Origin of the sequence: Mycobacterium paragordonae, assembly GCF_003614435.1 — a bacterium.
GTDB lineage: Bacteria > Actinomycetota > Actinomycetes > Mycobacteriales > Mycobacteriaceae > Mycobacterium > Mycobacterium paragordonae.
Genome location: NZ_CP025546.1, coordinates 3,931,570 through 3,955,608, shown reverse-complemented (window position 1 = coordinate 3,955,608; position 24,039 = coordinate 3,931,570). Strand labels below are relative to the sequence as shown.

At 64.2% G+C, this 24,039-nt stretch carries 23 protein-coding genes and 4 pseudogenes; 19 read left to right on the top strand and 8 right to left on the bottom strand.

Features of this window, described 5'->3' with window-relative positions:
- The first annotated feature begins 85 nt into the window (after window positions 1-85).
- The 7 genes from ftsZ to C0J29_RS17990 all read left to right on the top strand — a co-directional run bounded on the left by ftsZ (window position 86) and on the right by C0J29_RS17990 (window position 5,503).
- Window positions 86-1,225, top strand: a complete 1,140-nt coding sequence (gene ftsZ / locus C0J29_RS18020) for a cell division protein FtsZ (protein ID WP_065047804.1) — start codon at window positions 86-88, stop codon at window positions 1,223-1,225.
- 100 nt (window positions 1,226-1,325) lie between these two features.
- The gene (gene pgeF, locus C0J29_RS18015) at window positions 1,326-2,042 is read left to right on the top strand and encodes a peptidoglycan editing factor PgeF (RefSeq protein WP_197748212.1); all 717 of its coding nucleotides are present in this window, start codon (window positions 1,326-1,328) and stop codon (window positions 2,040-2,042) included.
- Window positions 2,039-2,815, top strand: a complete 777-nt coding sequence (locus tag C0J29_RS18010; RefSeq protein ID WP_120793116.1) for a YggS family pyridoxal phosphate-dependent enzyme — start codon at window positions 2,039-2,041, stop codon at window positions 2,813-2,815. Before pgeF ends, C0J29_RS18010 begins: the two co-directional genes overlap by 4 nt.
- A gap of 64 nt (window positions 2,816-2,879) precedes the next feature.
- Complete coding sequence (locus tag C0J29_RS18005; RefSeq protein WP_065047784.1) at window positions 2,880-3,557, top strand: cell division protein SepF; 678 nt, start codon at window positions 2,880-2,882, stop codon at window positions 3,555-3,557.
- A 170-nt stretch (window positions 3,558-3,727) separates the two neighbouring features.
- The gene (locus C0J29_RS18000) at window positions 3,728-4,018 is read left to right on the top strand and encodes a YggT family protein (protein WP_065047802.1); all 291 of its coding nucleotides are present in this window, start codon (window positions 3,728-3,730) and stop codon (window positions 4,016-4,018) included.
- Window positions 4,019-4,276: 258 nt separating this feature from the next.
- Window positions 4,277-5,080 (top strand): DivIVA-like cell division protein Wag31, encoded by an 804-nt coding sequence (gene wag31 / locus C0J29_RS17995; protein ID WP_065047782.1) that lies wholly within the window; start codon window positions 4,277-4,279, stop codon window positions 5,078-5,080.
- Between the two features lie 96 nt (window positions 5,081-5,176).
- Window positions 5,177-5,503, top strand: coding sequence for a hypothetical protein (locus C0J29_RS17990; RefSeq protein ID WP_065164030.1), 327 nt, complete (start codon window positions 5,177-5,179; stop codon window positions 5,501-5,503).
- Window positions 5,504-5,510: 7 nt separating this feature from the next.
- Here C0J29_RS17990 and C0J29_RS17985 read toward each other — a convergent pair.
- The 6 genes and pseudogenes from C0J29_RS17985 to C0J29_RS17955 form a co-directional block, all read right to left on the bottom strand.
- Window positions 5,511-6,203 (bottom strand): annotated as a pseudogene (locus C0J29_RS17985) (phosphoribosyltransferase); the annotation flags it as partial.
- A 313-nt stretch (window positions 6,204-6,516) separates the two neighbouring features.
- A complete protein-coding gene (locus C0J29_RS17980; RefSeq protein ID WP_012394840.1) occupies window positions 6,517-6,951 on the bottom strand; it encodes a type II toxin-antitoxin system VapC family toxin in 435 nt (144 codons plus the stop codon).
- Window positions 6,952-6,954: 3 nt separating this feature from the next.
- Window positions 6,955-7,409 (bottom strand): annotated as a pseudogene (locus C0J29_RS33830) (type II toxin-antitoxin system Phd/YefM family antitoxin).
- Window positions 7,410-7,895: 486 nt separating this feature from the next.
- Window positions 7,896-8,474, bottom strand: coding sequence for a carboxymuconolactone decarboxylase family protein (locus C0J29_RS17965; RefSeq protein WP_012394838.1), 579 nt, complete (start codon window positions 8,472-8,474; stop codon window positions 7,896-7,898).
- Window positions 8,437-9,609 (bottom strand): zinc-dependent alcohol dehydrogenase, encoded by a 1,173-nt coding sequence (locus C0J29_RS17960; protein ID WP_012394837.1) that lies wholly within the window; start codon window positions 9,607-9,609, stop codon window positions 8,437-8,439. Before C0J29_RS17960 ends, C0J29_RS17965 begins: the two co-directional genes overlap by 38 nt.
- A pseudogene (locus tag C0J29_RS17955) lies at window positions 9,606-9,974 on the bottom strand (hypothetical protein); the annotation flags it as partial. The pseudogene C0J29_RS17955 and the gene C0J29_RS17960, both read right to left, overlap by 4 nt.
- 275 nt (window positions 9,975-10,249) lie before the next feature.
- Here C0J29_RS17955 and C0J29_RS17950 point away from each other — a divergent pair.
- The 5 genes and pseudogenes from C0J29_RS17950 to C0J29_RS17930 form a co-directional block, all read left to right on the top strand.
- Window positions 10,250-10,774, top strand: a complete 525-nt coding sequence (locus tag C0J29_RS17950) for a TetR/AcrR family transcriptional regulator (RefSeq protein WP_008256180.1) — start codon at window positions 10,250-10,252, stop codon at window positions 10,772-10,774.
- 53 nt (window positions 10,775-10,827) lie between these two features.
- Window positions 10,828-11,265, top strand: a complete 438-nt coding sequence (locus C0J29_RS17945) for a PaaI family thioesterase (RefSeq protein WP_041325313.1) — start codon at window positions 10,828-10,830, stop codon at window positions 11,263-11,265.
- Window positions 11,265-12,176 (top strand): alpha/beta fold hydrolase, encoded by a 912-nt coding sequence (locus C0J29_RS17940; RefSeq protein WP_012394833.1) that lies wholly within the window; start codon window positions 11,265-11,267, stop codon window positions 12,174-12,176. The genes C0J29_RS17945 and C0J29_RS17940 overlap by 1 nt, the downstream gene beginning before the upstream one ends.
- Window positions 12,177-12,268: 92 nt before the next feature.
- Window positions 12,269-12,847 carry a TetR/AcrR family transcriptional regulator gene (locus C0J29_RS17935; protein WP_174814903.1) on the top strand — a complete coding sequence of 193 codons (579 nt, stop codon included), beginning with the start codon at window positions 12,269-12,271 and terminating at the stop codon, window positions 12,845-12,847.
- Window positions 12,848-12,994: 147 nt separating this feature from the next.
- A pseudogene (locus C0J29_RS17930) lies at window positions 12,995-13,420 on the top strand (IS1380 family transposase); the annotation flags it as partial.
- Between the two features lie 69 nt (window positions 13,421-13,489).
- Here the strand turns inward: C0J29_RS17930 and C0J29_RS17925 are convergent.
- Window positions 13,490-14,455: a helix-turn-helix transcriptional regulator gene (locus tag C0J29_RS17925; protein ID WP_046188922.1), complete on the bottom strand. Its 966-nt coding sequence runs from the start codon at window positions 14,453-14,455 to the stop codon at window positions 13,490-13,492.
- Window positions 14,456-14,617: 162 nt separating this feature from the next.
- Between C0J29_RS17925 and C0J29_RS17920 the strand changes: the two genes are divergently transcribed.
- The 5 genes from C0J29_RS17920 to C0J29_RS17900 all read left to right on the top strand — a co-directional run bounded on the left by C0J29_RS17920 (window position 14,618) and on the right by C0J29_RS17900 (window position 19,886).
- Complete coding sequence (locus tag C0J29_RS17920; RefSeq protein ID WP_012394830.1) at window positions 14,618-14,938, top strand: 2Fe-2S iron-sulfur cluster-binding protein; 321 nt, start codon at window positions 14,618-14,620, stop codon at window positions 14,936-14,938.
- Between the two features lie 71 nt (window positions 14,939-15,009).
- Complete coding sequence (locus C0J29_RS17915; protein ID WP_046188902.1) at window positions 15,010-16,350, top strand: cytochrome P450; 1,341 nt, start codon at window positions 15,010-15,012, stop codon at window positions 16,348-16,350.
- A complete protein-coding gene (locus C0J29_RS17910; protein WP_012394828.1) occupies window positions 16,347-17,549 on the top strand; it encodes an NAD(P)/FAD-dependent oxidoreductase in 1,203 nt (400 codons plus the stop codon). Before C0J29_RS17915 ends, C0J29_RS17910 begins: the two co-directional genes overlap by 4 nt.
- A 261-nt stretch (window positions 17,550-17,810) precedes the next feature.
- Entirely contained in the window at window positions 17,811-18,221 is a 411-nt protein-coding gene (locus tag C0J29_RS17905) for an SCP2 sterol-binding domain-containing protein (RefSeq protein ID WP_016889191.1), read from the top strand.
- Window positions 18,222-18,269: 48 nt separating this feature from the next.
- Window positions 18,270-19,886, top strand: a complete 1,617-nt coding sequence (locus tag C0J29_RS17900; RefSeq protein ID WP_081283115.1) for a fatty acid--CoA ligase — start codon at window positions 18,270-18,272, stop codon at window positions 19,884-19,886.
- A 56-nt stretch (window positions 19,887-19,942) separates the two neighbouring features.
- Here the strand turns inward: C0J29_RS17900 and C0J29_RS17895 are convergent, their stop codons facing one another.
- Window positions 19,943-21,145, bottom strand: coding sequence for an IS110 family RNA-guided transposase (locus tag C0J29_RS17895; protein WP_174814885.1), 1,203 nt, complete (start codon window positions 21,143-21,145; stop codon window positions 19,943-19,945).
- A gap of 242 nt (window positions 21,146-21,387) precedes the next feature.
- On the opposite strand from C0J29_RS17895, the gene C0J29_RS17885 reads away from it, so the two are divergent.
- Window positions 21,388-22,494 carry an NDMA-dependent alcohol dehydrogenase gene (locus tag C0J29_RS17885; protein WP_012394825.1) on the top strand — a complete coding sequence of 369 codons (1,107 nt, stop codon included), beginning with the start codon at window positions 21,388-21,390 and terminating at the stop codon, window positions 22,492-22,494.
- Window positions 22,495-22,771: 277 nt separating this feature from the next.
- Complete coding sequence (locus tag C0J29_RS17880; protein ID WP_042789224.1) at window positions 22,772-23,872, top strand: BtrH N-terminal domain-containing protein; 1,101 nt, start codon at window positions 22,772-22,774, stop codon at window positions 23,870-23,872.
- Window positions 23,873-24,039 lie beyond the last annotated feature (167 nt).

Genomic DNA, 24,039 nt, shown 5'->3' with positions numbered 1-24,039 from the left:
GTTGAGGGTTTTGCAAGGAGACACACCGCAGGCACACCCACGCAACACAGGGGAACTGAAAGCCCATCAGGGAGGAAGACGAATGATGACCCCCCCACACAACTACCTGGCCGTCATCAAGGTCGTGGGCATCGGTGGTGGCGGCGTCAACGCCGTCAACCGAATGATCGAGCAGGGCCTCAAAGGCGTGGAGTTCATCGCCATCAACACCGACGCGCAGGCGTTGCTGATGAGCGATGCCGACGTCAAGCTGGACGTCGGCCGCGACTCGACCCGCGGACTGGGCGCCGGCGCCGACCCCGAGGTCGGCAAGAAGGCCGCTGAGGACGCCAAGGAGGAGATCGAGGAGCTGCTGCGCGGCGCCGACATGGTGTTCGTCACCGCCGGGGAGGGCGGTGGCACCGGCACCGGTGGCGCTCCCGTCGTCGCCAGCATCGCGCGCAAACTCGGCGCGCTGACCGTCGGCGTCGTCACCCGGCCCTTCTCGTTCGAAGGCAAGCGGCGCAGCAATCAGGCCGAGAACGGCATCGGACAGCTGCGGGAGAGCTGCGACACCTTGATCGTGATCCCCAACGACCGCCTGCTGCAGATGGGCGACGCGGCGGTGTCGCTGATGGACGCGTTCCGCAGCGCCGACGAGGTGCTGCTCAACGGTGTCCAGGGCATCACCGACCTGATCACCACACCGGGCCTGATCAACGTCGACTTCGCCGACGTCAAGGGCATCATGTCCGGCGCCGGCACCGCGCTGATGGGTATCGGCTCGGCCCGCGGCGAGGGACGCTCGCTCAAGGCTGCGGAGATCGCGATCAACTCGCCGCTGCTGGAAGCCTCGATGGAAGGCGCCCAGGGCGTGCTGATGTCGATCGCGGGTGGCAGCGACCTGGGCCTGTTCGAGATCAACGAGGCCGCCTCGCTGGTGCAGGACGCCGCCCATCAGGACGCCAACATCATCTTCGGCACCGTGATCGACGACTCGCTCGGCGACGAGGTGCGCGTCACCGTGATCGCGGCCGGCTTCGACGCCGGCCCGGGCCGGAAGGCCGTCAGCAGCAACGAAACCGGTGGCGCCCACCGCATCGAGACCGCCAAGGCCGGCAAGCTCACCTCGACGCTGTTCGAACCGGTCGACGCCGTCAGCGTCCCGTTGCACACCAACGGTGCCACGCTGAGCATCGGCGGTGACGACGACGACGTCGATGTGCCGCCCTTCATGCGCCGCTGAGGTCTCAGTTTGCTTGCCACTGCGCGACAAACCGGCCTCGAAACTTGATGGCCCGACGTCGATGCAGCCTGACAGGCAACACCATCCAGATACTGGGGACGTGAGCGTTCGGATCCGTCGGGTGACCACCACCCGGGCGGGCGGCGTGTCGAAACCGCCGTTCGACACTTTCAACCTCGGCGACCATGTCGGTGACGACCCCGGCGCCGTGCGGGCCAACCGGTCCCGACTGGCCAAAGCCATCGGCCTGCCCGGCGACCGGGTGTTGTGGATGAACCAGGTGCACGGCACCCACGTCGAGGTGGTCGACGGGCCGCAGCGCACAGCGCTGCCAGACACCGATGGAATGGTTACGGCGACAACGGGATTGGCGTTGGCCGTGGTGACGGCCGACTGTGTGCCGGTGTTGCTCGCCGACGCACGCGCCGGTGTCGTCGGCGCGGTGCACGCCGGTCGGGTCGGGGCCCAGCACGGCGTGGTCGCCCGCACGGTCGAGGCGATGCTGGAGTTGGGCGCCCAGGTCGGTGACATCTCGGCGCTACTGGGCCCCGCGGTCAGCGGTCCCAATTACGAGGTGCCCGAGGCGATGGCCGCGGAGGTCGAAGCCGTCCTGCCCGGCAGTCGCACCAAGACCCCCGCAGGCACCGCGGGTCTGGATCTTCGCGTCGGCATCGCCGGGCAACTGCGCCGGATGGGGGTGACCTCCATCGAGGCCGATCCGCGCTGCACCGCGGCCGACCCGGCATTGTTCAGTCATCGGCGCGACGCGCCGACCGGCCGGCTGGCGTCTCTGGTCTGGATGGAAGCACCACGATGACCGAGACAGCGGCGGCCCAGGGCGAGCGCCAATCGGAATTGACCCGCGCCTTGGCCTCGGTGCGTTCCCGCCTTGCGGCGGCTGCGGAGGCGGCCGGCCGCAACGTCGGCGAGATCGAACTGCTGCCGATCACCAAATTCTTCCCGGCGTCCGACGTGGCGATCCTGGCCCGATTGGGAGTCCGGGCCGTGGGCGAGTCGCGGGAGCAGGAAGCATCGGCGAAGGTGAAAGAGGTGGCACGGTTGCTGGGTGCGGCCCGGGGCGGGGAAGCCCGGGATATGCAGTGGCACATGGTCGGCCAGATCCAGCGCAAGAAGGCCAAAGCGCTGGCCCGTTGGGCGCACACCGCCCACTCGATCGACAGCGGGCAGTTGGTGACCGCGCTGGAGCGGGCGGTAACCGGCGCCCTGGCCGAGCAGCGCCGCAGCGCACCGCTGCGGGTCTACGTTCAGGTCAGTCTGGACGGCGACGTGTCGCGCGGCGGGGTCGATATCGGCGAGTCCGGCGCGCTGGATCGGGTCTGCGAACAGGTGGAGGGCGCCGAGGGTCTGGAACTGGTCGGCTTGATGGGCGTTCCGCCGCTGGACTGGGACCCCGAACAGGCCTTTGAGCTGCTGCAATCCGAGCACTGCCGGGTGCGCCAGGCGTTCCCCAACGCGGCGGGGTTGTCGGCCGGCATGTCGGGCGATCTGGAAATCGCCGTCAAACATGGATCGACGTGTGTGCGTGTCGGTACCGCGCTTATGGGCGAACGGCGGTTACGGTCACCGTGAATAGTCACTCGAGTCACACCTTCATCACAAACAACAAATGTCCCAGGCTAGAAGGGGTCGCACGATGAGCACTCTCCACAAGGTCAAGGCCTACTTCGGTATGGCTCCGATGGAGGATTACGACGACGAGTATTACGACGACCGCACGCCGTCCCGGGGTTATTCACGGCCCCGATTCGACGACGAATACGGCCGTTATGAAGGGCGCGATCGGGAATACGACGAGCCTCGCCGCGACCCGCGCGGTGACATCCGCGGGGAGCTGCGGGGCGAGCCCGCCGACTACCCGCCGCCCAGCAGCTACCGCGGCGGCTACCCCGACGAGTCGCGGTTCCAGCCGCGCGAGTTCGACCGGCCCGACATGGCCCGGCCGCGGCTGGGGTCATGGCTGCGGGGCTCCACGCGTGGTGCGCTGGCGATGGACCCGCGCCGCATGGCGATGATGTTCGAGGACGGCCACCCGCTGTCCAAGATCACCACGCTGCGTCCCAAGGACTACAGCGAGGCGCGCACCATCGGCGAGCGGTTCCGCGACGGGACCCCGGTCATCATGGACCTGGTGTCGATGGACAACGCCGACGCCAAGCGACTGGTCGACTTCGCCGCCGGCCTGGCGTTCGCGCTGCGCGGTTCGTTCGACAAGGTGGCCACCAAGGTGTTCCTGTTGTCGCCCGCCGATGTCGACGTGTCCCCGGAGGAGCGTCGCCGCATCGCCGAAACCGGTTTCTACGCTTACCAATAGGCGAAATCTCCGCTGCACAGCCCGGTAGGTCACTCGGTGGCCGACCGGGCTGAGCGCATCTCGGGCGTCCCTTGCGATGTGGGCGCCGGGGTCGGGTCGGTAGGCTTGCTGGTGCCGCTGCGGCGGCGACGGACATTCCTCTCATCGTCATCGTGAAGGTCGGGCTCTCGTTGGTGCTGTTCTTTCAGATCCTTGGTTTTGCGCTGTTCACCTTTTGGCTGTTGCTCATCGCGCGGGTCGTCATCGAGTGGATCCGCTCGTTCAGCAGGGACTGGCGGCCGACGGGGGTGACGGTGGTGATCCTGGAGATCATCATGTCGATCACCGATCCACCGGTGAAGTTGCTGCGGCGGCTGATCCCGCAGATCACCATCGGCGCCGTCCGATTGGACCTGTCCATCCTGGTGTTGTTGCTCGTGGCATTCATCGGGATGCAGTTGGCGTTCAGCGCTGCGGCGTAGCGGCCGCTCGCCACAGACCGGATGTAGCTAGGAGACGGTTCGGCCACGATTCGGCGACAAGTGTGATGCGCGCGATTTTTCTCATCTAAGAAATGTGATTTATTTGCCTTAGAGATTGAAATTGCTCCTTATTTATTAGTCCAATCGGCAACCGCCGAGTCTGGTGTGACAGGATGGGCGGCAGTTGCCAGACGGCTACCGCACCGTTTTAGACTCTCCAGATCGCTTGACCGTCCAGGAACTTTGAGGGGACAAAGAATGCCGCTTACACCTGCCGACGTCCACAATGTGGCGTTCAGTAAGCCGCCCATCGGCAAACGCGGGTACAACGAAGATGAAGTTGACGCCTTCCTCGACCTGGTGGAAAACGAGCTGACCCGGCTGATCGAGGAGAACTCCGATCTGCGTCAGCGGATCGCCGAGTTGGACCAGGAACTGGCCGCCGGCGGTGGTGGGGGTGCCGCCGCGCCTACGGTTGCCCAGCCCGTCCCGACGTTCGAGCCCGAGCCCGAGCCGGTCAAGCCCGCCCCGGTGGCGGCCCCGGCTGCGGCGCCGTCGAGCAGCAGCAACGAGGAACAGGCCATGAAGGCCGCGCGGGTGCTCAGCCTGGCTCAGGACACCGCTGACCGGTTGACCAGCACGGCCAAGGCGGAATCGGACAAGATGCTGTCCGACGCCCGCGCCAACGCCGACCAGATCCTCAGCGAGGCTCGCCACACCGCCGAGACCACGGTCGCGGAGGCTCGCCAGCGGGCCGACGCGATGCTCGCCGACGCCACGTCGCGGTCGGAGACGCAGCTGCGCCAGGCGCAGGAGAAGGCCGACGCCCTGCAGGCCGACGCCGAGCGCAAGCATTCCGAGATCATGGGGACCATCAATCAGCAGCGCACGGTCCTGGAAGGCCGGCTCGAGCAGCTGCGGACGTTCGAACGCGAGTACCGCACCCGTCTCAAGACGTACCTGGAATCCCAGCTCGAAGAGCTCGGCCAGCGCGGGTCCGCGGCTCCGGTCGACTCCAGCGCCGATTCGGGTGGGTTCGACCAGTTCAACCGAGGCAACTGACGCACTGCGGGGGGCAGGACACGTGCGGGGTGCCGCTCCGGCACCGTCGGCCCTGGTAGGTTGGGCAGTCGCACCGAGGCGGCCGGAGGATGACCAATGCTGATCATTGCGCTCGTATTAGCCCTGATCGGGCTTGTCGCCCTGGTATTCGCGGTGGTGACCAGCAACGTTCTGGTGGCGTGGGTGTGTATCGGCGCCAGTGTGCTCGGCGTCATCCTGCTGATCGTTGACGCGGTACGGGAGCGCCAGCAGCGCGACGCGAGCGGGGACGAGAAGGACGCGACGGACGAGGACGAGGACGACGGCGAACCCCTCGACGCCGTCGACTATCCCGACGAGGCCGACGCTGCTGAGGAACCGGCCGCCGACCCCGCCTCCGAGCCCGCCGACGCTGCGGGCGTCGACGAGAATTCCAAGAAGTAGCGCCTGCTCAGCGCCGCGGGACGTCGCCGGCCGGGGTGGCCAGCAGCGTGCGCACCTCATCGTCGGTGACTTGATGGAAATCGGCGTAAACCTGCCCGACGGCGTCGAAGTCCACCGGCATCGTCGCGCACACCACATCATCGGCTTCGGCGGCGAGTTGGCGGCAGGCCGTGCGGGGTCCCACCGGCACCGCGACCACCACCGACCGCGCCCCGGCGGCGCGTACCGCCCGCACCGCGGCCAGCATGCTGGCTCCCGTGGCGATGCCGTCGTCGACGAGCATGACGGTGCGACCACGCAGGTCGGCTTCCGGCCTGTCGCCGCGGTAGGCGAGTTCGCGCCGGCGTAGTTCGGTCGTCTCGCTGTCGATGACCGAGCGCACCTGGTCCTCGCTGATGTGCAGGTTGGACACCACGTCGTCGTTCATCACCACCCGGCCGCCGCTGGCCAGCGCGCCCATCGCCAGTTCGGGCCAGCGCGGGACGCCGAGCTTGCGCACCAGAAACACGTCCAGATCGGCGCCCAGCGCCGCGGCGACCTCCCACGCGACGGGCACGCCACCGCGGGCCAGACCGAGCACCAGCAAGCCGGGGTTGCCGCGGTAGTGCGCGAGCTCGGCCGCGAGCACGCGACCGGCTTCACGGCGGTCGCGATATCTGCGCGCCGGCATCCGCCGGAGAAAGCCCCTGGCTGGGGTCATGTGACACTCCCGACTGCAGGTTCTTAAGCCTACGGCCCGGGCACGTTTGGAATCGAGCCTGCGGCTGCGGGGCCTTTGGCGTCGAGTTTGCGGCGCCTTCCGCGTCGAGTTTGCGGTGAGGGTTGTCAATCGTCGAGAAAAGCAGCCCTCCGCGCAATCTCAACGCCGCCGGCGCAGACCCGGCAACGGGCCGTGTCACTTGGGTGTCCGAGGGGGGACTTGGCCACTTACGACACGGGTTCTGACCTGGCGAATCGGTACCTGATCGTCATCCATGCCGGGGTCGACCCACCTCTGACGTCGAGCGGTCGGATTAGGGGTCGAGTTGGGCGGGGGCGAGTCGGCACCCGGCGGCTTGGGCTCCGGCGTGCAGGCGTCGGTCCCAAACGGCGACGATCAGGCCGGGTTCGCCGACTGCCAACGCGCTGGCCAGATGGACAGCGTCGGCTTCGCGCAAGGCATGGGCGCGGGCGAGGCGGCCGGCGTGCTGTTCAACCGTGGCGGTGAGTTCGATTGGGCGGGTGGCGGCCCAGAAGTCCTCCCAGTCACGCTCGGCGTCGGCGAGCTCGGATTCGGTTAGGTCGTGATTGCGGGCTGCTGCAGCGAGTGCGGCGCGGACTTCGGGGTAGGCCAGGCGGCTGGACAATGCGGCGTCGCAGCCGTCCCACAGCGCGGATGCCAGCGAGCTTCCTGTCTCGGTGGTGAGAAGTTTAACGAAGGCGCTGGCGTCGAAGTAGACGAGCGGCACCGGTCAGCGCCGCTGGTCGCTGACCTGGTCAGACACCGGCCGCCGCGGTCGGGGCCGGGACCGTCCCGCAGCGACGGGCCGCTGCGCGGTGGCCCTGGCAATCACGCCTTCGGCCGTGAGACGCTCCAAGGTGCCTGCGCTGTCCAGCGCAGCGAGTCGCGCGACCGGAATCCCGCGGTCGGTGATGACGACCTCATCACCAGCCCGAACTCGATCGAGCCAATCGCTAAGGTGCGCGCGCAACTCGGTCACGGATACCTCCACACCGTGAACTGTACACTCGCTGAACCGTGATTTGTACATGTCACTTCTGAGTGTGGCAACGACGACCTGAGAGATTGACCCGCGCAAGCCGGAGGCGAGGTGGCAACGGGCCGGTACACCGATTCGTCCGCGGTGCTGGCGACGCCGAGACGGTCGATATTATGGTGGCTGGTGGCCTTCCGTCCAAGCTGCATCCGAAGGTGTTGCGGCGGAAGGTGTTTGCCGTCCCCGGTGGGACTTCGGCGCGGCTGGCGTTCGTGGTCAGCTGTATGAAGACGGCAGCGCCTCGGTGTCGGACGCCGGGTCTAGCTTGCAGCAGCGGGCTCTTGAATTCTCTGCGTGAGGTGCTGTGTGCGGTGACTGCCGACGATCGCCTTCATTGGCGTTCTGTTGCCAGCGACCCGATTGAACGACTCTCCCAGTAGTAACAGTTGGCCTGAGTCGCGAAGAACCTCGACATCCCTTGGATCGTATTCGTATGACGGAGCGTGCTTCAAGCTGGTGTAGGCGTCCCAGAACAGTTGGCTCCACATGTCCAGTTGGTGGCATTACCCCGAGACCGTGGCTAAGAGACCGAAATCACAACTACCCGTTTGAAATTCAATAGCCCACAACTGACTAGGAACATAAGGGGTAACCGAGCTTCAACTTGGGTGCGATTGCTGAACAACCGTTTTTACTCAATCGTCACGTCGAGGGGCTCGCCCATCGGGCGGCCAGGAGTCGGTACCCGACTCAAGCGGAATATTCAAGGATCGAAGCAGGATCGAAAAGAGCCGCCAATTGGCGATCGCTCCGACAAGTTCGACCAAAACCGCGTGATCGCCATTGAATGCCTTGTGGCACGCGGCCCAGTTTTCCTCGGCAATGACCCCGTCACGTACCACATCATCGGTCGCCGCCAGGACCGCACGCTCGGCATGGCCCAGACGATTGGAACTCTGCCAGTCACGCACCGCCAGAAGGTCATCCGAAGCCACACCGAGCAGCGTCGCGATTCGCCAATGCTGTGTCCACTCATATACCGACCCCGTTACCCAGCCGATGCGCATGATGATCAATTCGCGTAGCCGGGCGTCGAGCACACCGTTAAATAGCAGCGCCTCAAGCATTCCGTACAGGGCCACTGCGAGGCTCGGCTGGTGAAGTGCCACGCGAAATACTGACAGTTCTGCCATCTCTGCGGGCAGCCCACACTCGGCAGCCCGCAGCCGGGCCTGCTCAAGGTCGAGCATCGGTACGCGTTCCGTTCTCGTCACGTGTGACCTTCCTCTGTTGAAGCTCCGCATGCTGTGAGGGCGTGGGCACGAAGACGTTGTGCAGGGCCGCACTCGATTTGGCATTTTCATCTGCAAGCGAACTGAGCAGCGGCGCGAGACCAGCGAATCCGGTTGATTCTCTTGTGATCCGGTCGAACGGCCAGCGGCGCGTGGCCAGAATCTCGAGGGCTGCCCGGTAGGCGGGATACTCCACGCCGAGTGCACCGGCGATGTGTAATTCCTTATACACCAGCGTGTCTGGTTCAAAGCCGGGCGCGCCGCCTCCGCCGCGGGTGCCAGCAACCACGACCCTGCCGCCAGGCCTGGCAAGGGCGACGGCGTCGGCGAACGCGGAGGGTGCTTTGGCGGTGACATCGATGACCACGTCGGCAAGCTGTCCGCCTGTCTCACGCTGGAGCGCTGTCACTGCATCGTCCTGCGATACGTCGATGGGCAGGTCGACACCGAATGATCTGGCTATGGCCAGTCGCTGATCGTCGCGTGGACCGATGCCGGTCATCGCGACGAAAGCGGCTCCCGCCTCTTTCGCCGCCACCGCCGCGCAGATCCCGCGGATGCCCGGTCCCAGTATCGCTACGATACCCCCCGCCTTGGTGTCGGGAAGAGTTTTCCCCCATTGGATACCGGCCCCGAGAGGGTTGAACAACGTGGCGAGAACGGGGTCCATGTCTTCGGCAATCGGGAGTAGCATCGCGTCCCACGGAAGCTCCACATGGGTGGCGTATCCGCCCCATAACCCGGCGCCGATCTCCACGTCGACGAACCCGAACATGGTGGCGATGCCGTTCACCGCACATCGCCGGTATTCGCCGCGGCGACACTCCGGGCAGTCTCGGCAGGACCGGAACACCTCGACGGCCACGCGCTGGCCGGCCCGGACGCACCAGCGTTCGCTGGCCGCATTGCCGACATGTTCGACGATGCCGACGATTTCGTGACCTGGAACGAATGAGAAGCCGGCAGGCAGGTGTCCGGTGAATTGTTCGTGATCTGTACCGCATAGACCACATGCTTCAACTCGCAGGATCGCACCGCGGTCACCGACGTCGGGGATGGTCATCTGGCGCCGCTCCAGATTCCGCGGTCCGGTCAACACCATGGCCTCGGCGATCATGGAAGCTCGAATCCCGTGGACGACCCTGTGTTTCGGAGGCAAACCGTTCTGCCAACGTACATCTCGCCCGCCATCGCCTCGGCAATCTGCGGATCGTCGCTGCGTGCGACGACTCTTCGCCCGTCGGACAGGTGCGCGATGGTCGGTGTCCATCGAGGTCGCCCGTCTCGGTCGTATTCGACCGTGTACCCGTCCACTGTCGCGCGACCGGTCGCCTCGTCGACGCCTGCGACGGCCAGCCGCGATGAATCGATCGGAGTTTGTTCGTCTGCCGTGTCGATCAGTCGCCACCCGGTTGGTGGAGGGGTGGCCGACCACACACCGACCGAATGTTTCGTCGAATACCAACCGAGGCCGGTGACGACGTCGTCCCCGCGATGGGTGACTTCGCCTACGCCGACCGCCACCGGAGTACGCGCTTCTACCGACAATCGATCACTCGCTCAGGGCCACGGGCTGTTGTGAGACACGAATGCGATGGTGTCATATCTGCAGTCAAGCCACAATGGTGTGCGCCCGCGGCATACTGGCTGTTGTGTCGACGAAGTTGGTGCGATGGGGTGCCGCCGCGCCGTCAGATCGTGATTCCGCTCGCGACCGATTGCTAGATGCTGCCGAGCGGTGCCTAGAGAGTTGCGGCGTGGTAGGCACGACCATGGAGGACATCGGCAGAACAGCGGGTGTCTCCAGGGCAACGGTGTATCGCTACTTCCCTAATCGGGAGGCGGTGATGTCGGGCGTCATCATTCGCGCCGCCGAGCGCTATCTCGATCGCATCAACCCCCGGATCGCGGAGCACACCGATCTGGGCTCCGCTCTCGTCGATTTCGTGGAATACACAGTTGAGGCCGCGCGCCGCGAAGAGATCATCGGATTGTTGTTCGGCAGCGACGAGGAACTCGCCGGCGTTGGCCTCGCGGCGGGGACCTCGACGTCACTCTTCGAACTCGTCACCGAGTTTCTCCGTCCCATCTTCAGGAGACACTGGAGTTACGTAGAACCGGGCGTCTCCGTCGACGACGCCGCCGAGTGGGTTCTCCGCACGATACTGAGCCTGCTGACTGTTCGAGGACCGCGGGAGCGCAGTCGTGACGGGCTCCGGACATTTCTTTCAAGGTTTCTCCTTCCCGCAATCCTGGCGAGCGACCATTGTCGACCGATGTGACAGACAAGGCGTAATGTCTCAACCACAGCTGAGGTAGGAGGCCGGACATGTCTGTGCAGTTCACCGCGTTCAACCAGCAGGTCGCTGAACAACTGCAGAGCGCAGCAGAAACCACGGGCGGGCTGGCCGGTTACCTCGGCTTCCGGCACACTGAATTCACTGCTGGACGGCTCGTCGCGGAGATGGACGCACGCGACGACCTGAAGACGCCTTTCGGCAACTTGCATGGCGGCTGCTTGTCGGCCATGGTCGACCATTGCCTTGGAGTGGTGTTTTATCCCGTGATTCCGATGGGATCCTGGGTCGCGACGACGGAGTTCAAACTGAATTTGCTTCGTCCAGTCTCCAGCGGAACCTGTGTAGCCACGGCTGAGATCATCTCGCTGGGCAGAACCAGCGGTGTGGCACGTATCGACATCTGCAACGACGGCAGAGCGGTGTGTGCGGCGCAGGGCACCGTCACCGTCGTCGCACCGAAGGCCATCTCTTGATGTCTGCAAACAGAGCACATGATTCGTCCGCTCCTGTCGTCGAGCGCGTGCCCACGGTGGATGGGCTCTCGCTGGCGGTCGACTTCTACCGCTGTGACGGACCGCGGGCGGTCGTGTTGCTCCTTCACGGCGGTGGTCAGAGCCGGCACGCCTGGGATGTCACCGCCCAACGATTGCATCAGCGGGGCTACACCGTTGCCGCCTACGACGCAAGGGGACATGGTGACAGCGACTGGGATCCAGACGGACGCTATGACATCGAACGGCTGGGGTCCGACCTGTTGGCCGTGCGCGCGTACGCCGGCTCCGCCCGCCCAGTTGCCGCGATCGGGGCATCGTTGGGCGGTTTGACCATCCTCGGCACGCACTTGCTCGCCCCATCGGAGCTATGGCAGGCCGTCGTCCTGGTTGACATCACTCCGCGAATGCAGATGCACGGCGCCCGCCGAGTCCTATCGTTCATGTCGGCCCATCCCGAAGGTTTCGACAGCCTAGAGTCGGCCGCTGACGTGATCGCCGCCTACAACCCGCACCGCCCTCGCCCCGAAAACGTCGACGGCCTTCAAAAAGTCCTCCGCCGACGTGGAGACGGTCGCTGGGCCTGGCGATGGGATCCGGCGTTTGCGACGTCGAATTTTCAGTTCCTGCAGAGTGATTCAGACGACGGCGCAGAGGAGTTCGAGATGATGAGCGCATTCCTTGTCGATGGCGCGCGACAGGTGTCCGCGCCGGCGCTGCTGGTCCGCGGCCTGCTGTCGGACATAGTCTCCGAAGAGACAGTGAAGGATTTCCTCACCTTGGTTCCCCACGCGCAAACCGTTGACGTGTCGGGCGCGGGCCACATGGTTGCTGGCGACAACAACGACGCATTCTCGACGGCGGTCGTCGACTTTCTCGACCGTACCGTTTGACGCCAGTCGTCGGGCTGCGCGGGAGATCCCAGTTCGCCACCTATTCTGCTCGTATGCCAACTGATTCGGCGCGGATGTCGTTTCGCCGACATATCCGCGAGCAGGTCTTGAGGGCGACACGGGAACTCACCATTGAGAAGGGCTGGGAACAAGTCCGAGTGAGTGAGGTCGCCGAACTTGTCGGCGTCTCCCGACCGACGCTATACAAGGAGTTCGGCGATAAGCAGGGACTTGGTGACGCGCTCGTGGTGGCCGAGGGTCAGCGCTTCCTGGAGGGTATCCACGCCATCCTCGCCGAACACACCGGCGACGTTCAGGGCGGCATCACCGCAGCGGTGCGGTTCACCCTGCGTGAAGCAGAAGCCAGTCCGCTCCTGAAGTCGGTGCTGACGTCCAGCCACTCAGGGGATGATCGCGCCGGTGCGCCGACGACGGGCGTTCTTCCTCTCCTGCCGACATCGGCGTCCCTGCTCCAGCTCTCCTCCGCGGCTTTGGTCGCGTGGTTTCACGACCACTTCGCCGATCTCGACTCCGAAGACGTCGAGGAGGTCGCAGACGTTCTGGTGCGGCTCACCGTGAGTCACGTCGTCCTTCCCTCCGCGGACATCGCCACCACGGGTGCGCGGATCTCGCGGGTGGCGCTCCGCTACCTCGGCGATGGTTATAGATAGCTGTGACTTGAGCGGTCTTAGCCTCGATCCACTGACAATGGACTGTTTGTCGGGGTGTCGGGATAAGGAAAGTGCGTTCTGAGCTGGGAAGATTGATATTGTTCAGGCAACAATCGGTCCAGTTCGAGAACGGCACTTCCGGCGCGAGTGTCCCACACGTTCACCCCGCGGTCCGATGTGTTCGATGAGGACATCTGGTGTCGTGCGCGGGCCTGGTGCCGGTGATGGCGCTGGCTGAGCAGGCAGGCCTATCGGAGTTGTTGGCCAACAAGATTCACATCGCAGCTCCCAGGGTCAAGTCGAGGTCGGCCAATCCGGCTCCGAAACTGGCCACCCTGATCGCGAGCATGTACGCGGGCGCGGATTACATCGATGATGTCGACCTGGTCCGCGCTGGCGGCATAAAAACCCTTTTTCCGCCGGGTGTATCCCCCGTCAACGATGGGAACGCTGTTGCGGGAGTTCACTTTCGGTTATGCCCGCCAATTGGATTCGGTGCTGGCCGAGCATCTGGCCGGCTTGTGTGACCGGGTGAATCTGCTGCCCGGCGCGCAGGCTCGGGCCTTCATCGAACACCCGGGGAGAGGCGACGCTGCAGAAAGACGCCGCAAAGGTCGGGATCTCCGGACCCGCCGGGACAGCTCAATGTGGTGAGAGCCGAAACTCGCTCGGAGAGCGGCCGGTCCATCGCTTGAAGGCGTGTGAGAAGTTGGCGAGGTCGCTGTATCCGAGATCCGTGGCGATCTCACTCACCGATAGGGATCGGTCGAGTAGCTGCAGCATCGCGCGCTCGCGCAGGAATGCTTGGCGCAACTCGCGAAAGGTGGTCTCCTCTTCGGAGAGGCGCCGCTTGAGTGTGCTGGTGGACATCGACAGCTCATGTGCGAACCAATGTTTACTTCGGCGTCCGGGCTCCTTCTGCAGCAGCCGTCTCACCTTCTCCGAGAACGACGTGGTTTCGCTCCGCTGGTCGAGAGTTCGCTGCAGATCGACGATGGCGAGTCGGTATGCGACGGGATCGGAGAACCGGCACACCTCGTTGAGCGTGTCCGCGGGAACATGGAGGAAGGACATCGGAGCGTCGAAGAACAGGCGCCCGGCGGTAAGGTCGTCCTCGCGATCTTTCAAGGCGGCGGGCGCTGGCCAACTCAAGTGGAGTGTGAGGGTCGGCGCCGCACGGACGAGCATGTCCAGCAGTCGCAACAACGCCAACCCGGCGTACGTGACGGCGAGGCAGTCCAGGGCACGATCGCTGGTGTGTCCCCAGAGCCCGACGGTGAGGCCTTGGTCATCTGGATGAAACTGTGCTTTGACAGCCGTCGTGATCAACGGCAGATAAGTCAGCAGCTCTACGATCTCGGCCACTGAGCCCGCGCTGACCAGCGGAACACTCAGCGGGCCGAAGGACGTCAACTGTGCCTGTTCGGCTAACGCAAATCCGAGCAGCGTTGCCTGATCGATGTCTAGACCGGGGTACGCCTCACGAAACCACCGTAACGGGGCCTGGATATCACGCTGAATCAGCGTCGCCTCGTCGGTTCCTTCGCGAGCCATGATGTTGCGAAGCCGCGCGACGGCGTCTGGGTCAAACGCCGGGCTCTCGAGCATTTGCACGAATGCGAGTGGGGGCACACCCGCGTCATTGGGGTTCACTGACCATGGCCCCTTTGAGCCGAAATCACAAGTTTCTGACTCCGGCGAACATAGCCGCAGCGCTCATCTGGCGCAAGACTTGTGTCAAGTAACTGAGGACACGCAAGGAGCCTGGCTATGGCAGTTGTCACATTTGTCTCCCACGGCGGCGAGAAGTATGAGGCGCCTCTCGAGGAAGGTCAGTCACTGATGCGGGTCGCGACCAACAATGCGGTGCCCGGCATCGACGGCGACTGCGGAGGCGAAGCCGCGTGCGGCACCTGCCATGTGATCGTCGATCCGCAATGGTCCGATCGGGTCGGCCTCTCCGGGGCCAATGAAGAGGAGATGCTCGCGATGAACCCCGAGCGTCAGCCGACCTCCCGGCTGTCCTGCCAGATGCAGGTCTCTGAGGCGTGGGACGGTTTGATCGTCCATCTGCCCGAGTTCCAACTGTGATGACGAAAGAGAGGTGAGACGTGAGCAATATTCGCGAGGCAGTCACTGCCAAGGCTCAGGCAACAATTCCGATGGACCGAATAATCCAGGGCGCCCACCTCTACGACAGAACGCGGCGCTGGGTCACCGGCACCAACGGTGAAAAAATCTTCATCGAGCGACCGATCCCGCCGGCTGACGAGGTTGAACTGACCGACATCGACCTTAGCAATCCTTTCCTCTATCGTCAGGGTCGCTGGAAGTCCTATTACGAGCGCCTACGCAACGAGGCTCCCGTGCACTATCAGGCCCACAGCGCGTTCGGCCCGTTCTGGTCGGTGACGCGGCATGCCGACATCGTGGCCGTCGACAAGAACCACGAGGTCTTCTCCTCCGAGCCGTTCATCGTCATCGGGAGCCCGCCGCGCTTCCTCGACATTGCGATGTTCATCGCGATGGACCCCCCAAAACACGACCGGCAACGGCAGGCTGTCCAGGGTGTGGTCGCACCGAAGAACCTGCGTGAGATGGAGGGCCTCATCCGCGAGCGGGTGGTAGACGTGCTCGACGCTCTGCCGCTTGGCGAACCGTTCAACTGGGTGCAGCACGTCTCGATCGAGCTAACCGCGCGCATGCTGGCCACGCTGCTGGACTTCCCGTTCGAGCAGCGGCGCAAGCTCGTCCAATGGTCCGATCTCGCCACCTCCATGGAGCAAGCCAACGGTGGGCCCTCGGACAACGACGAGATATTTCGCGGCATGGTCGATATGGCTAGAGGTCTCAGCGCTCACTGGCGGGACAAGGCAGCCCGGACAGCTGCCGGAGAGCTGCCCGGCTTCGATCTGATCACCATGTTGCAGAGCGACGAGAGCACCAAGGACCTGATCGATCGCCCGATGGAGTTCTTGGGCAACTTGGTATTGCTGATCGTGGGTGGCAACGATACGACCCGCAATTCCATGAGCGGTGGTGTTCTGGCGCTGAACGAGTTCCCTGACCAGTTTGAGAAGCTGAAGGCGAACCCCGAGCTGATCCCCAACATGGTCTCGGAGATCATCCGGTGGCAAACCCCGCTCGCGCATATGCGCCGGATCGCCAAGGCCGACACTGTGCTCAACGGGCAGTTCATCCGCAAGGGCGACAAGGTCCTGATGTGGTACGCCTCGGGCAACCGCGACGAGCGCGTGTTCGATCGGCCCGATGACCTGATTATCGATCGGGCCAACGCCCGTAACCACATCTCCTTCGGTTTCGGCGTGCACCGCTGTATGGGTAACCGGCTGGCCGAGATGCAGTTGCGGATCCTGTGGGAGGAGCTGCTTCCGCGGTTCGAGAACATCGAGGTCGTCGGTGAGCCCGAGTACGTGCAGTCCAACTTCGTGAGGGGGATCAGTAAGCTGATGGTCCGCCTCACCCCGAAAGGTGGCGCATGACCGTGCAGCGAGCGGTCATCGCGGGGGCCAGCCACGCGGGCACCCAGCTCGCCGCCAGTCTTCGCCGAGAAGGGTGGGACGGCGAAATCGTCCTCGTCGGCGATGAGTCGGCGTTGCCCTACCAGCGGCCCCCGCTGTCCAAGTCGTACCTGGCCGACAAATGCGAACTGGCCGAACTCGCGATCCGCAACTCGGATTTCTACGCCAAGCAGCGGATCCGACTCCTGGATGCGACGGTGGCGGCGGTCGACCGCTCGGCTGGTCATGTCGTGCTGAGTACCGGCGACGCACTGCCCTACGACAAGCTCGCGCTGTGCACTGGCGCCCGGCCTCGTCGGCTCCCCACCCCGGGAGCGGACCTGGCCGGAGTCTTCTACCTACGCACCGCCGCGGACGGCGAGATGATCCGAGAGGCCGCCGGCCCCGGGCGTCGGGCGGTGATCGTCGGCGGCGGCTACATCGGACTGGAGACAGCCGCCTCGTTGCGTGCACTGGGTCTGGAGGTCACCCTGCTCGAGGCGACCGGGCGCGTCCTTGAACGGGTCACCGCCCCGGAGGTATCGGAGTTCTTCGACCGGATCCACCGGGAGGAGGGCGTCAACATCCGGACGGGCACGCTGGTCGAGGCTCTGTCCGGCGACGGCAGGGTCCGCGAAGTAATCCTGGCCGGTGGCGAATCAATTCCCGCCGACCTCGTCATTGTCGGCATCGGCGTGGAGCCGAACACCGAGCTCGCCGCCACCGCGGGCCTGGTCGTCGACAACGGCGTCGTGATCGACGATCAGGCCCGGACTAGCGACCCCGACATCGTGGCCGCCGGGGACTGCGCCAGCCACGACATGGCCCGTTACGGCCGTCGCATCCGCCTGGAGTCCGTGCCGAGCGCGGCCGAGCAGGCCAAGGTCGCCGCCGCGACCGTCTGTGGGAAGTCCAAGAAGATAGCGGCCCTTCCATGGTTCTGGTCAGATCAATACGACCTCAAGCTCCAGATCGCCGGTCTCAACACCGGGTACGACGAGGTCGTCCTCAGCGGCGACCCGACCCGGGAGCGCGACTTCACCTGCTTCTACCTCCGTGCCGGCGAGCTTCTTGCCGCCGACTGCATCAACCGTCCCCGCGACTTCATGTTCAGCAAGCGGGTCATCACGCAGCAAGTCGCCGTCGAACGGGCCGAACTGGTGCTCGCCGGCTCGGACTGAGGTGCCGGCGGTGCGTAGGCGGTGGGAACGACGACGGCGGATGCGACGCGTGTCTTGGAGAGGTACTTCAGTGACAATTGCCATCCAGCCCCGCTGGCAAAGGAACGCTAGCGGCTGCCCGGCGGTCGCCTTGGCGCAGCGCATCAGGACCTAGTGGGGTTTCCCAACGAGCATGACGATTCTTTCCGGAGGAGCAGCGTCAGAAGTCGGTGCCTGTTCTGTTCTGTTCTGTTCTGACAATGAGGTTAGTTGAGGTTGACGGTGGCGGTATTTAGGGACGAGGACGAGGTCTATGCCTTCCTGGGCGGGATCTTTCGGCGGGGTTTGGAGAAGGAGGGTCTGGCGGACAAGCTCGCGAATTCGGGTGTGGTGTTGCGGGTGCATTACACAGATCCGGATGCGGTTGTGACGGTGGACATGCCGAACAAGGTGGTGGAGACCGGAGCGGCCAGTACCGCGGTGCCCAACGTGGAGTTGTTCATGTCGGCAGACACGGGGAACAAGTTCTGGTTGGGGAAGGTGAACTTGACGATGGCGATGGCCAAGGGAACGGTACGTGCGAAAGGTCCGGTGCCGAAGTTGATCAAGTTGATCCCGCAGGCCAAGAACCTGTTCCCCGAGTACCGGTTGATGCTGGAGAGCCAGAATCGGCAGGACCTCATCGATGCGTGACCCTCGCCTCACCGCGGGCTGTAGGGCGGGTGTGCGATGAGGAGCACGATGCAGGACGTTGCGTTGACTGTGCCCGCGATCGTGGCCCATGCTTCGGCAGTCCATGGCGATCGCGAGGTGCTGACTGCGCGCGGACCCCGGCAGATCTCTGGGGTGTCCTATCGCGAGGTGGGTGAGCGTGCGGCACGGTTGGCAAATGCTTTGCGCCAGATCGGCATCCGTGGAGATGAGCGTGTCGCGACGCTGCAATGGAGCAACCAGGAGCATCTGGACTGTTACGCGGCGGTGCCGTCGATGGGCGCGGTGCTGCATACGTTGAACCTGCGGCTGCCGCCGGAACAGCTGACGTGGATCGCCAATCATGCCGAGGATCGGGTGATCATCGTCGACAGTACGGTGCTTGCCCTTTTGGCGGCGGCGTTGCCGTCGATGACCTCGGTGCGCACGGTGCTAGTGACCGGAACCGGCGATCTTGCCGCGGTCGAGGGGTGCGGAAAGGACGTCCTACGGTACGACGATGTGGTGGCCGCCCAGTCGAGTACGTTCGAGTGGCCCGATGTCGATGAGCGGTCGGCTGCAGCGATGTGCTATACGAGCGGTACCACCGGGCACCCGAAAGGTGTTGTCTACAGCCATCGTTCGACGTGGTTGCACTCTCAGGCGGCGTGCACCTCGAATGCCTTGGGCATCGGTCATGACGACACGGTGTTGGCGATCGTTCCGATGTTCCACGCCAACGCGTGGGGGTTGCCGTATGCGGCGATGATGGCCGGCGCGCAGCTTCTGCTGCCTGACCGTTTCCTGCAGGCGGGGCCTTTGGTGGAGATGATCGAGGCGGTGCGGCCGACGATGGCGGGGGCGGTGCCGACAATCTGGACCGATGTTCTGCATTACTTGCGCGACAATCCTGGCCATGACGTGAGTTCGCTGAAGATGGTGGCCTGCGGTGGTTCGGCGGTTCCGCGGTCGTTGATGACCGCCTATGACGAGCTGGGCATCCGCATTGTGCAGGCTTGGGGGATGACTGAGACTTCCCCGCTGGCCTCGGTCGCTCTGCCGCGGAGTTCTGATACCCCGGAGAGGTCGCTTCACCTGCGCGCAACCCAAGGCCGGGTGGTGGCCGGTGTGCAGGCCCGCATCGTCGATGACAGCGGTGCAGAACAACCGTGGGACGGAAAATCGGTGGGGGAGATTCAAGTCCGCGGCCCGTGGATCACTCAGTCGTATTACGAGAATGACAGTCCGGCGGCGTCGCCGGACGGGTGGTTGCGTACCGGGGACGTCGGGACGATCAGCGCGGACGCGCTCATCGCGCTGACCGACCGCTCCAAGGATGTCATCAAGTCCGGGGGCGAATGGATCTCCTCGGTGGAATTGGAGAACGAGTTGGCCGCTCACCCTGCGGTGCGCACCGCCACGGTGATTGGAGTGCCCGACGACAAGTGGCAGGAACGGCCGCTGGCGGTGGTCGTCCTGGCTGCCGCCCGCACCGCCACCGCGGCGGAGCTGACCGAATTTCTGCGTGCGCGGGTGGCCAAGTGGTGGCTACCGGAACGGTGGGCGTTCGTCACCGACATTCCGCTGACTTCCACTGGCAAGTTCGACAAGAAGAAGCTGCGCCGCCAGTTCGCCGACGGTGACCTCATCATCGAGACGCTGGCGTGAATCATCAATCCACTGCGACCGAAACACTGACGTTAAGGAGATTCTCAATGACGTTGTCAAGCCGCCGCGGCAGTAGTTGCGGTGGGTTGATATGGCGTGTGGTCGCGGAGCATTGCCCACAGGACGTTGAGGCGTCGTCGGGCCAGAGCGAGCACGGCTTGGGTGTGGGTTTTGCCTTCGGCGCGTTTGCGGTCGTAGTACGTGCGCGAGGCGGGGTCGGTGCGGATGGCGATTTGTGCCGACAGGTAGCAGCTGCGCAAGAGTCGGCGGTCGTAGCGTCGTGGGCGTTTGAGGTTGCCTGTGATGCGTCCGGAGTCGCGGGGAACCGGTGCCAGGCCGGAGACGCCGGCGAGGCGGTCGACGGAGTCGAATGCGCTCATGTCGCCGCCAGTGGCGGCCAGGAACTCTGCGGCGAGGGTGACGCCGAATCCGGGCATGCTCAGCAGGATTTCGGCGTGGCGGTGGCGGCGAAATCGCTCCTCGATCATCGTGTCGGTGTCGCCGATTTCGATGTCGAGGGCCATCACCTCCTTGGCCAGGCGAGCTACGACGGTGGCGGCCAATTGTTGTCCGGGCATGATGGTGTGCTGGGCGTTGGCCGCCGCCAGCGCTGTGGCTACGACGGCATCGACATTGCGAGCCTTCCGTTTGCGCAACCATGCAGCCAGGCGAGCAGCACCTGCACGGCGCAGCCCGTCGGGGGTCTGGTAGCTGCTGAGCAGCAGCAGCGCCGCCTTGCTGTTGCTGTAGTCAAATGCGCGTTCCAGGGCGGGGAAGTAGTCCAGCAGCTGGGCACGCAGCCGGTTGATTGCCCGCGTGCGATCGGCGACCAAATCAGCGCGTCGACTGGTCAAGATGCGCAGTTCGACCGCGATGTCATCACCGGCCCGCAACGGTTGCAGGTCGCGGCGCATCCGTGCCTGATCGGCGATAATCGCGGCGTCTTTGGCGTCGGTCTTGCCATCTCCGCGGTAACTAGCCGAGGCGTGGTAAATGGTTCTGCCGGGGATGTAGAGCAACCGCTGTTCAGCGGCCATCAACAAGCAGATCAACAATGCCGCCCCGCCGCCGTTGAGGTCGATCGCCCAGGTGAGCTCACCCCCATCGGCCAACGCCGCAACCGCCTTGATCAGCGCCAGCAGTGCGGCCTCGTCATTGGCGACCCGCTGGGAGAGCAATCGACTTCCCTCAGCATCAATGACCACACAGTGGTGATCAGACTTGCCAGCATCTACACCGGCCCACAGTTGTTGCGCCACAACCACCTCCGTCCTCGTCATAGGTGCCACCAACCCAACAGACGACCACGCCGGCGTGTCCTTACACAGCGATCACATCGCATCTCTCAATTAGCGGTCGAGTCGTCGCGGAACGCCGGGCGGCCAATCTCCTTCGGCCATCGAACACAGCAACCACATGAAAGCCATACCCGACGTCCCTGGGCAAATCGAAGCCTAAGGCAATACGCCCCGATCACCCTCCAAGAAAGGTAAGGACACACATGAAGACACGTGCTGCAGTGCTGTGGGGCCTAGGAGAAAAGTGGGAAGTCGAGGACATCGAGTTGGATCCTCCCGGCCCCGATGAAGTGCTCGTCCAGCTGACCGCGACCGGGTTGTGCCATTCCGACGAACACCTCGTGACCGGCGACCTGCCCATTCCGCTGCCCGTCGTCGGTGGCCACGAGGGTGCCGGCACCGTGGTCGAAGTGGGTGCGGGTGTCGAGAACGTCGCCGAGGGCGATTCGGTGATCCTGACGTTCCTGCCGTCGTGCGGGCACTGTTCCTATTGCGCGCGGGGGATGGGGAACATGTGCGACTTGGGTGCCGCGCTCATGATGGGACCCCAGATCGACGGCACTTACCGTTTCCATGCCAGGGGTGAGGACGTCGGCCAGATGTGCCTGCTGGGCACGTTCTCGGAATACACCGTGGTCCCCAAGGCGTCTCTGGTCAAAATCGACCAGGGGACACCGCTGGACAAGGCGGCGTTGATCGGGTGTGGTGTGACGACCGGGTACGGGTCGGCGGTGCGCACCGGTGAGGTGCGTGCCGGGGATACCGTGGCGGTGATCGGAGCCGGTGGCATCGGCATGAATGCGATTCAGGGTGCCCGCATCGCGGGCGCGTTGAACATCGTGGCTGTCGATCCGGTGGCGTTCAAGCGTGAACAAGCCGGCGGTTTCGGTGCGACGCATGCCGTTGCCACGATCGACGAGGCCTGGTCACTGATCAGTGACATCACCCGCGGCAAACTCGCCGATGTCTGCGTCTTGACCACCGATGTCGCCGAAGGGTCCTACATCGGCGAGGCGCTGTCCTTGGTCGGTAAACGCGGCCGTGTGGTCGTTACCGCGATCGGGCACCCCGAAGACACCTCGATGTCGGGTTCACTGCTGGAATTGACGCTGTATGAAAAGCAGATCCGCGGCGCTCTGTACGGTTCTTCGAACGCCGCCCACGACATCCCGCGGCTCGTCGAGCTCTACAACGCCGGACACCTCAAGCTGGATGAGCTGATCACCCGTGAGTACACCCTCGATCAGATCAACGAAGGCTACGCGGATATGCGATCGGGCCGCAACATCCGAGGACTCATCCGATTCTGATAAAGCAGCCGAAGCGCGGGAGCGCGACCACGGGAGCAAGCGAGCTGAGTACAACGGTTGAGTGCTGCGCGTCTGTGGCTCTTACCGTTGACGTGTTGATGCAGGACTAGCGATCGAAAGTCAATGTGCCCCATCGCCATAGGCTGTCGAGATGCGCGGCTGAGGTTGGCTGCGGTCACGCGTGTTGGTGTTGGCACCTACTGTCAGCCGGGAAGCCGTGATGAAACGTAGCTTTTGACGAGTCTCAACAGTGCTACTGACAAGGAAGGAAGCGGCGATGACGAGGATTCAAGTTCCCTATCCCCATAGGAGGGGAGGGCACTGTGGTTCCGGTGCGCTTCGTGACCTTACTGAATGGGCCCAACTCGGATGGGGGACAGAAGCACTCAGTGAAGGATTGGTCTTCACCCTCGGCGGAGTCTTGGACTTCTCGTACGTCCGCTCTACGCAGTTGTTCCCCCAGGTGTACCTGGTAGGACGAGGAAGCGACCTGGAACAGGATTACCTCTCCCGGGTTGGCGCAAAGTTCGTCGTGCGATCGACCGATGACCCGGACGTGGGATGGGCATTTGTGACCGACGAAATCGACAAAGGTCGACCCGTCATGGTCTGGGCTGACATCGGCGAACTTCCTTACCTGCGCGTCCGATTGCACATGAGCCGTCACGACATTGTCATCACCGGATACGATGACGAACAACGGGTCGCCTATGTGGTCGATAATGACCGCGAGACAACCCAGACGGTGGCCTACGACGACCTACGCCGGGCGCGGTCCTCGGTCGGGTTTCCCACACCTACCCGGCACACCACATATCACGTCGACTGGCCAGAGCGAGTGCCAGACCTTGGGCCGATCGCGGCCGCTGCACTCGCCGCGAGCGCAGCGTTCATGCGCGGCGGTGCCGTAGGTGCGCCGCTACTGCGCATCGAGGCAGCTGAAGTCGAATCTTCCGGTTTGAAGGGTGTGCAGGACTTCGCCGATGACGTAGGGCATTGGCCAACGCTGTTCGATGACGATGCCCTGACCGCGGCATTGTTCGGGCTCGGGGCGTTCATCGAGAAAGCCGGTACCGGCGGCGGGCTCTTTCGTACGCTGCAGGCAGACGGTTGCCAGAACATCGCCGATCTCCTAGATGACGCCGCCACTGCCGAAGCGGCTGCCGCGGCCCGACATGCTTCCAAAGCGTGGTCTACGCTTGCGGCCGCAGCCACGGATGCCGGCACATCGCTACGGAGTCGTAGTCTAGCTGCGGCCAAAGTCGCCGCGACGATCCCGGACGCCGAAACGCGCCTCGTCGAAGCCCTCGAAACGGCCAGTCGATCCGTTGGCACTGTCGATACCGGCATCGAAGCTCATCTGAAAGGCTATCTGTGAGTGGCACTTCAAATCAATCGAGTTTCCTGAAGACTACTGGTTTCTCGATTGGCAGCATGACGATGTTCAGCGCTTCGCCCAGAACGCGGTCGGTGACGTTCGTGACCCTTGTGCAGAAGGCGAGGTTGACCGTCACCGCTGTGGGGGACAGGATTTGGTATGACCCC

Coding starts and splice junctions, on each gene's coding strand:
- C0J29_RS18005 (WP_065047784.1), top strand. CDS start 2,880: ATGAGCACTCTCCACAAGGTCAAGGCCTACTTCGGTATGGCTCCGATG.
- C0J29_RS17910 (WP_012394828.1), top strand. CDS start 16,347: ATGACCGTGCAGCGAGCGGTCATCGCGGGGGCCAGCCACGCGGGCACC.
- C0J29_RS17885 (WP_012394825.1), top strand. CDS start 21,388: ATGAAGACACGTGCTGCAGTGCTGTGGGGCCTAGGAGAAAAGTGGGAA.
- C0J29_RS18010 (WP_120793116.1), top strand. CDS start 2,039: ATGACCGAGACAGCGGCGGCCCAGGGCGAGCGCCAATCGGAATTGACC.
- C0J29_RS17920 (WP_012394830.1), top strand. CDS start 14,618: ATGGCAGTTGTCACATTTGTCTCCCACGGCGGCGAGAAGTATGAGGCG.
- C0J29_RS17990 (WP_065164030.1), top strand. CDS start 5,177: ATGCTGATCATTGCGCTCGTATTAGCCCTGATCGGGCTTGTCGCCCTG.
- C0J29_RS17940 (WP_012394833.1), top strand. CDS start 11,265: ATGTCTGCAAACAGAGCACATGATTCGTCCGCTCCTGTCGTCGAGCGC.
- C0J29_RS17925 (WP_046188922.1), bottom strand. CDS start 14,455: ATGCTCGAGAGCCCGGCGTTTGACCCAGACGCCGTCGCGCGGCTTCGC.
- wag31 (WP_065047782.1), top strand. CDS start 4,277: ATGCCGCTTACACCTGCCGACGTCCACAATGTGGCGTTCAGTAAGCCG.
- C0J29_RS17900 (WP_081283115.1), top strand. CDS start 18,270: ATGCAGGACGTTGCGTTGACTGTGCCCGCGATCGTGGCCCATGCTTCG.
- ftsZ (WP_065047804.1), top strand. CDS start 86: ATGACCCCCCCACACAACTACCTGGCCGTCATCAAGGTCGTGGGCATC.
- C0J29_RS17915 (WP_046188902.1), top strand. CDS start 15,010: ATGGACCGAATAATCCAGGGCGCCCACCTCTACGACAGAACGCGGCGC.
- C0J29_RS17960 (WP_012394837.1), bottom strand. CDS start 9,609: ATGATCGCCGAGGCCATGGTGTTGACCGGACCGCGGAATCTGGAGCGG.
- C0J29_RS17880 (WP_042789224.1), top strand. CDS start 22,772: ATGACGAGGATTCAAGTTCCCTATCCCCATAGGAGGGGAGGGCACTGT.